The sequence below is a fragment of the Paenibacillus sp. JCM 9796 genome, assembly GCF_055379675.1.
This window is the reverse complement of the sequence record NZ_AP043723.1, coordinates 1,968,114-1,982,731: the sequence shown is the minus strand read 5'-3', so window position 1 is coordinate 1,982,731 and position 14,618 is coordinate 1,968,114. Positions and strand designations below refer to the sequence as shown.

The window sequence follows — 14,618 nt, the reverse complement described above, 5'->3', positions numbered from 1 at the left end:
CTCATTTACCTCCTCGGTATGAATAATCAAGCTTATTCACTTCTTGTGAAAGCCAATTTGAAATCTGATTTAGATGGGTATATAAACTAACCGTGTCCATTTTAATAACCCGCGAAAGTACTTGAATCACTTGTGGTGGAGGATTTTGACCAACTAGATTCGTTACGAAACAATGGCGAAATAAATGTAAGCCGCCGGGGAATGTCCAGCCAGCGATATGGCTGTATAATTTATAGTTGTTTTGAAATTTCCTTACAATTCTTTTTGGATCGTCGCCAAATAAGTATGTAGACTTTGAAGGAACGCTATGGAACATTTTTAAATCACGATAGAGTTCTCCCGACAGTGGTAATTCGTGATATTTTCCGCCTTTACTATGAATACAAATCGTTCGGATTTCCATATTAATGTCATTCCACGATACTTGTGAGACTTCCATAGAACGCAAGCCAAGTGTAAGCATAAATTGAAAAGCGATCCGCTCCATAAGTGGATACTCGGAATATACCTCAATAACATTAAAAAACACAGTGGCCTGTTCATTAGTAGGTAAGTTTCGGAAACGATATCGAGCTGCTTTAATCGATTTAATTTTTTTTGCCGGGTCTGGAAATCCGAAAGTTTTTTTCAAAAATAAAAAGAAGCTTCTAATAGCATAGATACATTCACTAATGGTAATGAGGCTATACTCTCCATTTCGCTGTTTCTTCAGTAGATAGGAACGAAATTCCTGTAGATGGGTCTCTGTAATGGATAAGACTGGAACAGTATGAGATTGGCAAGCTGCGAAATCCTTCATATTGCCAACCAACCAAACCAACAAAGAATTGATGTGCGTCTTGACTCTTGCTTTGGTATGATCAGATTTGCCCTCTTTTGTTAACTGTTTCATATACATTTCAATTTTCGGATGAACTGGTTTTCCTTTATTTGTTTTCAATGGCGTAAAGAGCAGGCTATTTTTTTCTGTATCTTGCAAGGTAGTCTGTAGAAATTGATTTGCGTGCTGAACAATAAACGCCATTAGGTTCTGCTTTCTGCCGGTTGTTGCAAATGATGATGATAAATACGCCAAGACCTCATTGTCCGTGAAGTGCTTATCTAAAATATCACTGACAGGTATCTTCAAATGTGCAGCAATTTTTTGCGATAGTTCTCGAACCATGATGTACTCGTTATAAAAAGCAAAGGCATCATACGTCAGCTTCTGCTTAAGATATTCCTTCAAAACATTCGTTGGAATTTCAGGTATCACATTGTTTTCCCATATCCACTGGTTGATTCCCTGTCGTCCAATATGAACGTTGATCGGTGCTTCCGATTGTTTAAGATTACCCGCGTAAAGCATGCTCTCAATCCTCGCTCGGGTTAATTTTCTAATATCATGATCGTCACGAAGATCAGTAAACATACCTTCACAAAGAAGAATCTTTTCGTTTAAAGAAGCATTCTGCCGAAAAGATTCTTTTGTTATTTCTTCGGTTTCCAAACGTGAAGGGGGTTGGGCTTTCATATCCTTTTCCATACTGATTCCTCCCACAGCAGATGAGTTTTTCACTACATCAACAGGGTGGCCAATTATTATCTGGTGCCTGAAAATTCTTACTTGTATAAGAAAAACCATCCTCCGAATCGGAAGATGGTCTGATTCAAATATGATTTAGATTTCACGAATATCTGTCTCATCCCGGAAATCTAATTCCATTAAAGTTTGTTGATATTCTTGAAGCTTCCCAGGTTTTGGTCCCATCACCCATAAAGATCGTTCTGATCGTAATGGTGTGTAAGTTGTCCCTAAATGCGTAGCAAATGGAAAGGTGTTGAGGATTTCTTTTCTTTTGGCTTTATGAAGGACGGGTTCATGTGGTAAATGAAATTCAAAATAATCTAATTCCGGATACGTAGTCACCCAGCGTCCTGTCGTTAGGGGTCCAGCCTGTTCAAGCAGGCGCTGAGCATCTGTGATTAAGTATCCAGCAATGTTTCGACCAACACGATCCTTCTCTTCATAAAGTGCCTCAACGCTGATCCTTTTTGCAGACCCGTCGAGATTATATTCCGTAAAATCTTTAAATGAGTTCTCGACGGGTTCTTTTTCAGTGATAATTTGCCACGGGACATTAAACATGATTGCTAGAATGAATGTGATCAAATAGTCCGGCCGCAGCGTATGGTTGATCAACGAAAATCCAGTTTTTGTTGAACCTGATACGTTGTGTGCAATTTGTTCTTGAGTTATTTTATAAGTTATTGTGCAGAGTTGTCGTCTAAAGATTGGATCTGGATCTCTTAATATTTGCTCCCATAGGCTGCGATTACTCTGGATGATCAAAATATCTTTATATTTCATTGCTTTTAAGTAACGCTTTAGTTCGCCTTTTTTCTGAGGATCTTTGATGCTTATATAATTTTGTGCTTGCTGAAGTGGTTCGGCCCTGTAAAGCGGGTAGAAATTATTACCGTTCTTACTCATAATGGATCACCAATGACAATGATACATCGTTGTTTGACCATCAATAGAAATTCTTACTTGAGTAAGTTTTCCTATAGAAAGTCGGGCCGCGGGAATACTCATTCTAGTCAACATTAAACCAACCTCCTGAAAAGGAGGGCCCAAGACCGAGTAAGATTTCGTATCTTGTTTAACCAGATCGTTGCACACTTATGTTTTGAAGATGAGTTCATAAAATATTGGCTCGACTTCAAAACAAAAAAGCACTTCACATCAACAGATGTAAAGTGCAGCTTAGTCTCTCAATATGAAAGGATTATAACCCCATGCTATCCCAAAAGGCGAAAAGGGATAAAAGGGCAGACTTATAATAGGACGTTGATTCCTCATTAATGCTCACTTCAGGCCAAGCCTGTAATTGATACAAATTTTACAATAAGTTCAAGGATAAATCAATTTAAAAGAATTAACCTGGAGGAGATCGGAATGAAACAAATAATAACCGTAAATGAACTCGCGAGTTATCTGCAAGTATCCACTGACAGTATCTATGCGATGGTACGCGAGAAACAGATTCCTCATATAAGGGTGCGCAGAAGAATTTTATTTAGCATGGATATGATCGAGGAATGGATGAGAAGCAAAGCACACTTATCGGTTTAATAGAAGCAAGAATACAGCAGATAAAGTCTCCATAAAAGGACTTTCCTGCTGTTTTTAGTTATCAATATGAATTGATATAATAATTACCGGAACTATTAAGATATCTTGGAGAGGTGTTCCCTTTTGGAAAAGGATATTGAGGGTTTGATTGAATACTTTGAACGAAACTTAGCCGAATTACTGCGGGAGCTTCAGTTGGAACCTAATGACGAATTTCTGAAAGGAAAAATCGCTGGCATTAAGCAAGCACTCATTACATGTCGAATGTACAACAGACCCGAAAATGGGAATCAAATAGATGTAATCATTGATTGATGTTCGTTAAGAATAGCCGGAAAATTCTTATGTGTTATAATCGAATCAAAGCCAATACTTGCGTAACGGGATGGTGAGCTAAATGAACTTCAAAGATCTCCAAAAGTTGATCAAACTTACGGGCGATCGAGCTAAGTTGGATGCCAAAGCCAACGAAACATACATAGTATACAAAACAAGCGAAGGCCAAATCGTAAAGGAATACAGTGGCGGCAATATTGTTCCTGTACCCCAAAGTGATGCCTATCATGCGTGATACAATGCCAATCATGTACGTTTTTGCCGGCAACAATGGCAGCGGGAAAAGTACAATCCGTAATCTGATTGTTGACCAGCTCGGGCTCAGTATAAACATTGATCCTGATGCATTGGCACGAGGCATGGATTCTTATCATCCAGAGAGACGAAAAGTATCCGCTGGGAAAGAAGCCATAAAATTGGCCAGAGATTGCATTCAAAACAGCCGTAACTTCTCAATTGAAACAACATTGGCCGGGGGCAACGCCATCCGTCTTATGCAAGATGCCAAGGTAAGCGGATACGAAGTAACTATGTTTTATGTTGGCTTGGGAGACTATCGGCTGAATATCGAGCGGGTAGCAGCTCGAGTTAAAAACGGTGGGCATCACATTCCTACTGAGGATATTATCAGACGACATGATACTTCAATTGGAAATTTGCTTTCTTATCTTCACTTAATTGACCATCTGATCGTTATAGACAACAGCCATATAGAAGGCAAAATTATTCTGGGTTCAGATAACGGTTCAATAACTTATCGCTTGGACTCTATTCCTCAATGGGGTGAACGCATTGAGCAGAGATTTCAGACATAGAGAGAACAGTCAGGAAATTCAGGCTGTTCTTTTGTTATATTAACTAAAGTATTTCTTCATAGATTCCTCTAACCATGATACGATAATCAAAAATGGATGTTACCTATTATGGGAAATAGAGGGGATTGTCATGATTGATAAAGTCATTCGCATATTCAATATTATTAATGCAATACAAGCGAACCCTGGAATCTCGGCAAAAGATCTTGCTTTCAAATGTGATGTGAACATCCGGACTATTTACAGAGATATGGATATACTCGAACTGATTGCTCCGGTTTCCAGAGAGGGCAGGGGAACCGGATATCGGTTTATGGGTAAGTTCTTTCTGTATCCTCTTAACTTTACCGAACAGGAAGCTCTTGTGTTTTCTTTGCTCCCTTCCATGCTGGACAAGGACAAGCTGCCTCCTGGCTTCGATACAGCATATGATAAGGTAATGGGCACTCATCTTAAGGAGAAATCGCGCCAAAATAATATCATTGAGGATATCGTCGGTGTCATTCAAATGGGTACACCTGCGTACCGTCAAGAAAGCCCCAATTTTCTGCAGCCAATCATTCAAGCCATCTTGGAGCATAAAACAATCGACGTCGTCTACCATACGCAATATCGCAATGAAACGACGGAGCGCAAAATTGATCCTTATTATCTTGTTCCACGCGATCAGCGGTTTTATATGATTGGGTATTGCCACTCAGCACAGGACATTCGGACCTTTCGGATCAGTCGTTTTCAGCAGGTTGAGCCTACCGGGCAGCAGTTCGACAAAGGCGATTTCAATATCAAAAAATACTTGAAGAACACGTGGTCCATTGATCGTGGGGATAAGAACGTCACGTTCAAAGTTCGGTTCAATGCTGAAGTCGCCCGTTACATTAAGGAAGAAGAACTGTTCGTACAACCGCGAATGAAGGACCAGAAGGACGGCAGCCTTATTTTCGAAGTCACGGTCAATAATGAAAAAGAGTTTTTAAGATGGATCCTTCAGTATGGTCCGTCGGCGGAAATTCTGGAACCCAAAACCGTCCGGGAATCGCTAAAACAGCAGTTGTCGCAGTGGATCATGATGTATCAATAAAAGTAACCTATAGAGTGGCCTCGCTTCGCTAAGAAGCGGGGTTTCTTATTGCGAACATCTATTCGCTGACAAATAGGTGCCCAAGGAATAGCTTAAGATGTAGGTACAAGGACGAAAAGAAGGGGGACATTGGCCAAATGAAGCTCATCATAACAAAACACGCATTTGAACGTTATTGTGAGAGGGCGGTGACATGTCAGGACGACTTCAATCGTTTTCAAAATCAATTATCTAAGGTACCGAGAAAAGATCTGTGTTTTTTGGAGTGGCAAGGGAAGCCTGCCGTCTACTTTGATCAGACCTATTGGCGTTATGTGCGAGATGAAAAATCGAATACCATTACTTTAGTCACGTGCCTTGGAATGCTGGAATATATCAGCAATCTTAAATGGGCAAATCATGTAACCGCCAAAAAAAGCCGCGCAGCAAAGAAGTTAATGAAATCGATTCGGAGAAAGGAGATGCAAGATGAATCAACCTGTGTTGTTTAATCATTCATGGAGTAAGCCATTTTTACCGACTGGAGGAGCGGAGAAGATTTATCTCCTTATCGAAGCACATGGGATTGGAGGGATGAAAGACGCTAAAGACCGCGCTCCGATCAATCTTTCTCTGGTATTGGACCGCAGCGGGTCCATGTCGGGAGAGCCTCTGATGTACAGCAAAAAAGCGTGCCGGTTTGTCGCTGAACAGATGAATGTCCATGATTTACTCAGTCTGGTTGCATTTGATGACGAAGTCAGAACCGTTTTACCGCCTGCAAAAGTGACGCATAAGGATCTGATCAAGCAGCGCATCGATACCATTGAAGCTGGTGGAACAACGAATCTCAGCGGGGGCTTGATTGAAGGAGCGCAGCATGTCCGGAAGAACAAGGCCGAAGGAATGGTGAACCGTGTCATTCTGTTGTCAGACGGCCATGCCAACGAAGGAATTACGGATCGCGGGAAGCTGTTTGCCATAGCAAAGGAATACCGTTCTTCTGGTGTCGGGATCAGTGCTATGGGCGTCGGCGACGGTTTCGATGAAGAATTAATGGAAGGCATTGCGGAGTATGGCGGTGGAAATTTCTACTATATTGACAAGACAGATGACATACCTTCGATTTTTCAGCAAGAGTTACAAGGGCTGCTATCCGTGGTCGCTCAGAATATCAAACTTAGGTTGGTTCCATCGGATGGAACCCAAATTGTCGGAGTTTACGGGTATCCGGTAGATAATCAAGAAGGGCATGCTTTTATTCACGCCAGCGACATATATCAGGATGAAGTAAAGTCTGTTCTCGTAGAATTGGCCTTTCATCCTCATACGCAGGGTGAGCATCATGTGCTCCAATTATTCTGGGAGTACGTTGACGTGACGGAGAACGCTGCAACTTGCAGCACTACTATGGATGTAATGGCTCATTTTACGTCAGATATCAACTTGCTAAACGTGCCCGAAAATCCCCAAATGGTACAGCAGGTTGAGCTGACCAAATCTGCGAAGGTCATCGAAGAAGCCATGGCAGCGTTCGATCAGGGGGATATGGAACATGGTCAGAACCTGCTGAAAGCTCAGGCAGATCAAATGCTTCAAATGTCCGTCACTATGAGCAGTCCGGTCATGGCTGAAGAATCAGCTAAGCTATACAGTCAGCTGGAGAATTTCGAGTATTCCAGCAAGAAGCGTAAGGAGCTGCATCAAGAAAAGTATCGCCGTATGAAACGAAAATAGTGAATGGCCCCCTAAGCCAGGAGATCCAGGTCCGGTTGGACTATCGGAGTGTCGAAAAATGGGAATCTTGGTCTGAATTTAGAAGGAGAATCGTTTAGTTTGAAGAATAAGTAAGTGTTAAATCAATCTCAAATAAAAGCTTACGTTCATTGGCAGGGATCTGACAAAGAACGCTTATATAATGGCTATACTGTGACATGGGGGCGAAATGCCGTGAAGAAGTATTTGCTCTGTGACGAAAAAAAGCGATGTTCCTGCTGCTGTTCAAGTCTACAACTGACGAGGAAGAAGGCTCTATGGTATTACCAGCGAACGCAGACATCGGTGGAGAGACAGACGAATATTTTTCACTGCAAGATATGTCGGTTGGACTATGTCATGAATGGTAATCATGTGGATGATTCCGGTTGGGAGCGTTTGGAGCTGCCGATTACGACGATCTCCTCCGTAGACATCTATCGGGGAGGATCTAATAAGCGTAGCTCTGAAGTAAAGACCTATATCGATCCGACCCTGATGAAGCAGGCCAATAAGCCAATGACTCCGAAATCTGAAATGATTCAATCCCGTCAGAATGACGAGGTTTACAATAATAAGTCTAGAGAAGAGGATCCCAAGAAGCTGAATGGGATTAAGAGGAGCTATAGTGAGTATCGTAATTGCGGCAATTGTGACTTCTATATAAAGGGCATGTGTAGAACACATTCCTTGATAACGTTAAGTGACGAAGTCTGTAACAGATTTAAACATTATCGAAAAAGAGAAGTCTCCGGCGGGGCCTTCTCACCAAGATAAGTGGATAAATCCATTATTCATAGAAAAACAAGACAAGTCAGTAGGGGGAAGAAGACCTTGCAAGCACTTGAAACGTGGAATCGAATTATTGAACGCGCCCAGAGCCAATCTTTCGAGATACATACCGTCCCACAAAACAAAAAGACACCCTTATGGTTTCGAGTCAGTACGGATGGAACTAAACTTCTCATCAGAGAAGCAAAGGATAACGGACCAAGCTCCACTCTGAAAATGTCCCGTACCATTACGTTCAAAGAATTCGAAAGAATATATCCCTATTATCATGTACGGCTTAAAGGGACCTCTGTAAGTCAAGAAGTCACGAGTAAATCGGTAAATTCAGTTTACATTTACGGGCTGATTGCAGATGCTTTATCGAACCTCGCTTGATCCCAAGCGGGGTGTTTCGTTTTTCGGAACATACATTCGCTGACATCCTGCTGTCTATTCGAAATTGTAAAATGAGGTTAAATGAATTCGCAGGGAGGCTTTTACATGGATCTGATCGATCGGTTGTATCAGAAAATCAACGAGGCTCCATTGTCTCCGAAAGTGTTGTTGGCCGGATCCTATGCCCAAGGACACCAACTGCTCGAGCAGATATGCAAGCGTTACGGAGCTATTTTTAATGTAGAAGTGCAGACTCTTCGCGGAATAGTGACCGCAAATACAAAGCCAGAGCTGTTTCGCAGAAAAATCAGTCTGCTTGATGAGGGGCAGGCTGTTTGGGTTGTTCGTGAGTTGATGAAGCAGTTGGCCATAGAGAATCCGATGACTTATATAAACGAGTCCATGTTGAAGCCCGGTATCGTCAATCAAGTGAATCGTGTTATATCCGATATGCGGTTGGCCGGTCTTCGTTCGGATGAAATGAAGGCGGAATGTTTTACAAATCCGCTTAAAGGCGAATATTTGAAAAGAATGCTCGCATTCTACGAGACGTATCTGCGGGAAAATGGACGGACGGATGTTGCCGGATTGGCTGACTACTTGGAACCACGAGGGGACGAAACCGTCTATCTGGCGCTTGCGCCAACAGGGTGGACGTTTGTAGAGCGGAATATGATCCACAAGCTGTCGGGGGATCGTCTCTGCTTCCTTGATCCGGATGTTCCATTTTATATAAACGAAGATTTCTCAACCAATAAATTCACGATGTTTCGCGCGACCGGAAGTCTATCGGAAGTCAGAGAGGGATTTCGAAGAATACTATCGGACCCCGCGGCTCTTGATCGGATGGAAATCATTTTGTCTGATTATGAGCATTATGCACCCATTATTCACTCGCATGCCGAAGCACTGGGCGTCGAATATACGCTCTCGAACGGACTGCCGCTTATATTTTGTGATGCTGGGAAAGCGGTTGTAGGTATACTTGATTGGATTGCAGAAGGTTTCCCGGTAAAGAGGCTTGCGGAAATGCTGCGACATGGCTATATTTCGTTTTCAGATGAACGCTGGTCTCGCACCGATTGGATTCGCTTGCTGGAGAAGTCCGGTATTGGTTGGGGGAGAGAAAGGTATCTTGCTTTACTTCGTCCAGAACGACTGAGTGAGGAAGAACGGGAGCAAGGCACTGCTTTATTTACTTACGTGAAAGATTGGTTTGATCAGCTGCCCGAAGGCAATGAATGGAATCCACTTATACTGTTAGAGTGGATGACGGATTTTGTTCAGAGATATGTGCCGGCACGGTCACTGGATGATGCAAATGTAGGGGCAGCGTTGAAGGAGATGACGAAGAGATACTCGGCAAGTCCACTTGAACCAATGCCGATGGATTTGGCTGTCCAGTACGTGAAAGAGATATTATCTGGGATTCGTATTCGCGCCACGGCAACACCGAAACCGGGTTCGATTCACATTAGTTCTCTACATAACGGTGGATGGAGTGGGAGAGAACGGACTTGGATCTTGGGTATGGATGAGAGAACTTGGAGTATATCTGCAGTACAAGACCCTCTTCTCTTGGACCAAGAACGTATTAGTCTATCTAAGCACTTGGAGTCTGCCAAGGAACGTGCGAAAAATGCCAGAAGCGAACGTGAGTCCCGACTGTCGCGAATTCGAGGCGAGATATGGTTAAGCTATTCTTCTTATGATATAGGGGAGCAGAAGAGCAACAGCCCTGCTTTTGAAATGCTTCAGGTTCTGCGGTTGCAGTCAAGAGATTCGTTATTAGATTTTGGAGTATTAGAGCATTCACTAGGTGAACCTTACAGTGTTATGGATATCATGCATGCATCCGAGTTAGCTGCTCCGTTTGACGGAATCGATGCGTGGGCCCGACTGCTCCAGGAACCAAATGGTAAACCCAAGGATGGATGGCAGGCTATGATGGAAACGTACCCTGCTCTTGCCGCGGGTTATCAAGCCCTAACTTTCCGATTTGGTGAGAGGTTATCAGCCTATGACGGTTGGTTGGAGAGCGACTTTTCTACAAGTGCTTATGGCTTAGATGACGTTCAACGCCGCGATACTATTAGTGTAAGTCAGTTAGAGAAGTATGCGAGCTGTGGGCTGCAATACTATTTTTACTATGTCTTGAAGCTTCGTCCGAAGGAAGTCTCGGAATTCGATCGGACCCGCTGGCTGCAACCAAGCGAAAGAGGCTCCCTGCTGCATGATATTTTCAGGCGGTATTTAGAGGACGTTACGGACAAAGGGACGAAACCGGCCCTGCATGACAAAGGCCGACTGGTCGAGATCGTGGAAGCCGTAATCCGGGAGAATGCGCTATCCATCCCTGCCCCTAATCAGCATGTATTCAACAAGGAATGTGAGGAAATCAGTCGGGATGTGGAAATCTTTTATCTCCAAGAAGACGGCAGAACGGATCAACCATGCTTCTTCGAGTTAGAGCTTGCGACGCATGATGGAGAGCCGATGGAGATTCATTTGCCCGGAGGTATTCATTTTAAGCTGAAAGGCTTCGTCGACCGGGTCGATCGAATAGGACCTCACGAGTACCGGATTATCGATTATAAAACGGGCAGCACTAGCAAGTACAAGGCTGCTGAATATTTCAGCGGCGGAACACAGCTGCAGCATGCTGTATATTCCATTGCTGTAGAGCAGTGGCTTCGCGAAACAGGTATGGATCCAGGAGCCAAGGTTACGGAGGCGGAATATTATTTTCCAACCGAGCGTGGGCGCGGCGAGAAGGTAGTTCGAACTCAGAACCGCAGAGTAGAGCTTGCTGCCATCGTTACCAAGCTGCTGGAATCTCGGAATCGAGGGATTTATGTCCCAGCTAAAGATTCGATGGTCTGTGGGTGGTGTGATTACCGAGCCGTGTGCGGATCTCATGCGGAGTGGATGGCGGGCAAACGTGATTCGTCTGTAAATGCTGATATTCTAAGCACGCTGCTGGAGGTGGAGAGTCATGACTGAGTCATTCGGCTTTACGGCACCTGCAGATCAAGCTGACCGTGATCGGATCCTTACGGATTTAAATACGACTTTGCTTGTTGAGGCAGGGGCTGGATCGGGTAAAACGACCAGCTTGGTTGGCAGGCTTCTGGCATTGATCGAATCCGGCGTTAGTGTCAGTCAAATCGCGGCTATTACTTTTACCAACAAAGCTGCAGACGAGATGAAAGAACGTTTCCAACTGGCGTTGGAGAAAGCATATCGAAGATCATCGGATGCTTCTTTAGTTCGGGAGCGGTTGTCCGAAGCACTGGGAAATCTTGATCTGATCTTCATCGGAACCATCCATTCGTTCTGTGGATCGCTATTGCGCGAGCGTCCCATTGAGGCAGGGCTGGATCCATCATTTGTAGAAATGGACGAAGTAAGTGATAAGCAATTCCGCGCGAGTTGTTGGGATGATTACATTGCTGATCTGGATGAAGAAGCGCGGTTACAATTCGAAGAGTTATTATCGCTGCGTGTGGATGTTAATACCCTTAGAGACGTATTTGATCGTGTGTCTTTGTTTACTGATATTGAGCTTCCTTGCGAGGAACGGGAGCGGCCCAATTTTGATCGAATTCGTGATACTTTGCTTCCTTTGCTCGATGCTGCAGCGCCCTATATTCCGACGGTGGAGCCTGAGAAAGGCTGGGATACGGTACAGAAGCTTGTTCGACAGACGCGTCAAAAGATGCGCTACATCGACTTGTCGGATGATATGCGAATTCTCGAAATCGCAAAGGGGTTTGACCGCAAGCTCGACGTGACGCTTAATAGGTGGACATCCAAAGAATATGCCAGCGAGATGAAAAAGCTTTTTCCCGATTGGCAGATCAACGTACTTTTTCCGTTCCTTCAGGAATGGCGTGAATATATGTATTCGAAGCTGATCCGCTTCGTGCGGCCTGTACTTGATTATTACAAGACACGCCGATACACAGTGGGAAAACTGAATTTCCAGGACTTACTCATGGAAGCTGCCAAGCTTGTACGTGAAAATAGTGAAGTAAGAGCGTATTTCGCCGAACGATACCAGAGGCTGCTTGTCGATGAATTTCAGGATACGGATCCGATTCAAGCGGAGCTGATGTTTCTACTCACAGGGAGCGCTGAGGTTGGGGTATTTGAGAAGAACTGGCGGCGGCTTACACCACGGCCGGGTTCCTTGTTCGTGGTCGGGGATCCGAAACAGTCAATCTATCGTTTCCGCAGGGCGGATATTTCTATCTATAACGAAGTCAAGGCGCGTATCCAGGAGTGCGGTGCGGTTTGTCGTCTAGCAGCTAATTTCCGTTCTGTACATTCCATCGGCGATTACATAAATGGTCAGTTTGTCGGCAAATTTCCGTCTTCGGAAACGGAGTACCAGGCTGCGTTCGTGAAGATGGAGACACGTACGGACAATCCCAAAGGCGCTCGTAAACCGCCACATGGGATATACGTTCTTAATTATCCCAAAATGCCGGGAGGCAAAGCTGCCGTAGCACAAACAGATGCTGAGCAGATTGCAAGATATATATCGTGGGCGTGTCATAATGGTAATTTGCAGATTGTAGATCGTGATAGAGGAAACCGAAATGCGGTTCCGAGTGATTTTCTGATTTTGACGAAAACGAGGGAGTTCATCCACCTGTACGCAGAACAGTTGGATTTGTTCGGAGTACCGGCTGATACTTCGGGCAGTACGACGGTCTATGAGGAACTGCTAGCATTATTACAGCTGGTACGGTATTTAGAGGATTCCGCAGATAAACCGGCTCTACTCTCCGTTATGCGCGGAATGCTGTTCGGCTTGAGTGATCGGCAATTATGGGCTTATAAGCAGGGCGGATTTTCGTTCTCGTTATTTGACTTACCGGCATTGGAGGCTTGCAGGGATGAGGCCAAGGCAGTTGTTACGGTGCTTGGAAAGCTTCAGAAATATAAGGGATGGGTTCGCACGTTAAGCGCAGCCACCGCATTCAGCCGAATCGTGGATGATCTCGGTGTTCTGCCATACGTGTCGACGCTGCCGGCAGGCTCTGTTCGTGCGGGGACATTGGTGAGAATGCTGCAACTGTTACATGGAGATCCTGCGGCGAGTTCAAGCTGGGCGGAATTGTGTCGATTGATTGAGCACATACTCGCGGATCGAGAGATGGAAACATCGAGCCTTTACGCTGGCGGCAACCAGGCTGTCCGGATTATGAATCTGCATAAAGCCAAAGGACTAGAAGCGCCCGTAGTCTTCTTAGCCTGTCCCTGCGGGGAGTCTGATTATGATGCGACGCAGTATATAGATCGTTCCGCAGATCCGGCTGCAGGTTACTTTACGATAAGTAAATCAATCGGAGAGTTCAAAACGGAAGTGATCGCTCAACCCTTAGGATGGGGTGAGATGAACGAACGAGAGCGTGCTTTTTCCAATGCAGAGAAAGATCGGTTACTTTATGTCGCGGCTACACGCCCGAAGCAGATGCTCGTTATAAGCTTGTATCCCGATCAACCGGCGAAGTGCCCTTGGACACCGCTCGTAGATGGGATGGATCTCGCACGCGAACTTGCTGTGCCGGCGATGAAGCCAGAGAAGAAGACGGAGTTGACCGAGGGGCCGGAGTTGCAAAATGTCGTGGAAGTTCGAAAGATGAGGCTGAATGCGATTAGTGAGCCTACTTACGCAGTCTTATCTGTCACCGGCCAGACGAAAGCAGCCGGCGATACACCGGAATGGTCCGCGGCAGGCAAAGGAATGGCTTTTGGAAGTGTTGTTCACCGTACTATTGAGATGCTAGGCAAGGGAATGCCGGAGTCGGAACTTGAGGACACCATACGCTTCTTAGCGGATGAGGAAGGCATGGCTGAGGAGCTCATAAGCGAATCCGTTCGGGTTGTAAGAAGCGTAATTGCCAGCGAGCTCTGGCAGCGCAGCCTGCGCGCTCGCCGCCGCTTATTCGAGGTGCCGCTGATGATTCGAAAAAATGCCGACCGAATCGGCGGATTTAGCGATGCTGGGAGTGCAGCATCAGAGGTTGCGGCTGCATTGGAAGGTACAGGTTCAATTCAGTATGCCTATGTTCGTGGAATCATAGACTTCCTCTTCGAGGAAGAGGATGGCTGGGTTATTGTTGATTTCAAGACGGACAGCGTAACAGAAGAGAAGCTGCAATCATTCATTGACTTCTATCGGCCGCAGGTATTGGCTTATGCGTCAGAATGGGAAAAGACTTTTGGTTATAAAGTGAAAGAAGCGGGGTTGTATTTTGCCCTGTTAGGAAACTGGGCAACATGACGTCTAAGTGAAGGATAACAGGTCCACTTGTCGAATTATAATCCTATAGTCCTATTAGCTACATTCAAGAGGAGT

11 protein-coding genes are annotated in these 14,618 nt (G+C 44.8%); 9 read left to right on the top strand and 2 right to left on the bottom strand.

Translation table 11 applies throughout. The features are described from left to right. Position 1: 1 nt before the first annotated feature. Positions 2–1,525 carry a tyrosine-type recombinase/integrase gene (locus ACZ439_RS09455; protein ID WP_464620956.1) on the bottom strand — a complete coding sequence of 508 codons (1,524 nt, stop codon included), beginning with the start codon at positions 1,523–1,525 and terminating at the stop codon, positions 2–4. Between the two features lie 135 nt (positions 1,526–1,660). Beyond that, a complete protein-coding gene (locus ACZ439_RS09450; RefSeq protein ID WP_464620955.1) occupies positions 1,661–2,473 on the bottom strand; it encodes a hypothetical protein in 813 nt (270 codons plus the stop codon). Positions 2,474–2,938: 465 nt separating this feature from the next. On the opposite strand from ACZ439_RS09450, the gene ACZ439_RS09445 reads away from it, so the two are divergent. The 9 genes from ACZ439_RS09445 to ACZ439_RS09405 all read left to right on the top strand — a co-directional run bounded on the left by ACZ439_RS09445 (position 2,939) and on the right by ACZ439_RS09405 (position 14,543). Continuing rightward, entirely contained in the window at positions 2,939–3,115 is a 177-nt protein-coding gene (locus tag ACZ439_RS09445) for a helix-turn-helix domain-containing protein (RefSeq protein WP_054796007.1), read from the top strand. Between the two features lie 123 nt (positions 3,116–3,238). Continuing rightward, the gene (locus ACZ439_RS09440; RefSeq protein ID WP_464620954.1) at positions 3,239–3,430 is read left to right on the top strand and encodes a hypothetical protein; all 192 of its coding nucleotides are present in this window, start codon (positions 3,239–3,241) and stop codon (positions 3,428–3,430) included. Between the two features lie 82 nt (positions 3,431–3,512). Beyond that, on the top strand, positions 3,513–3,686 hold the full coding sequence (locus ACZ439_RS09435; RefSeq protein WP_464620953.1) for a hypothetical protein: 174 nt from the start codon (positions 3,513–3,515) through the stop codon (positions 3,684–3,686). Further along, positions 3,679–4,266 (top strand): zeta toxin family protein, encoded by a 588-nt coding sequence (locus tag ACZ439_RS09430; RefSeq protein WP_054796034.1) that lies wholly within the window; start codon positions 3,679–3,681, stop codon positions 4,264–4,266. The genes ACZ439_RS09435 and ACZ439_RS09430 overlap by 8 nt, the downstream gene beginning before the upstream one ends. A gap of 130 nt (positions 4,267–4,396) precedes the next feature. After that, complete coding sequence (locus ACZ439_RS09425; RefSeq protein ID WP_464620952.1) at positions 4,397–5,347, top strand: helix-turn-helix transcriptional regulator; 951 nt, start codon at positions 4,397–4,399, stop codon at positions 5,345–5,347. A gap of 137 nt (positions 5,348–5,484) precedes the next feature. Then, positions 5,485–5,838, top strand: a complete 354-nt coding sequence (locus ACZ439_RS09420; protein WP_464620951.1) for a hypothetical protein — start codon at positions 5,485–5,487, stop codon at positions 5,836–5,838. Then, positions 5,816–7,063 (top strand): vWA domain-containing protein, encoded by a 1,248-nt coding sequence (locus tag ACZ439_RS09415; RefSeq protein ID WP_464620950.1) that lies wholly within the window; start codon positions 5,816–5,818, stop codon positions 7,061–7,063. Before ACZ439_RS09420 ends, ACZ439_RS09415 begins: the two co-directional genes overlap by 23 nt. A gap of 1,290 nt (positions 7,064–8,353) precedes the next feature. Next, the gene (locus tag ACZ439_RS09410; RefSeq protein ID WP_464620949.1) at positions 8,354–11,251 is read left to right on the top strand and encodes a PD-(D/E)XK nuclease family protein; all 2,898 of its coding nucleotides are present in this window, start codon (positions 8,354–8,356) and stop codon (positions 11,249–11,251) included. Further along, on the top strand, positions 11,244–14,543 hold the full coding sequence (locus ACZ439_RS09405) for a UvrD-helicase domain-containing protein (RefSeq protein WP_464620948.1): 3,300 nt from the start codon (positions 11,244–11,246) through the stop codon (positions 14,541–14,543). Before ACZ439_RS09410 ends, ACZ439_RS09405 begins: the two co-directional genes overlap by 8 nt. The last annotated feature ends 75 nt before the right edge of the window (positions 14,544–14,618 follow it).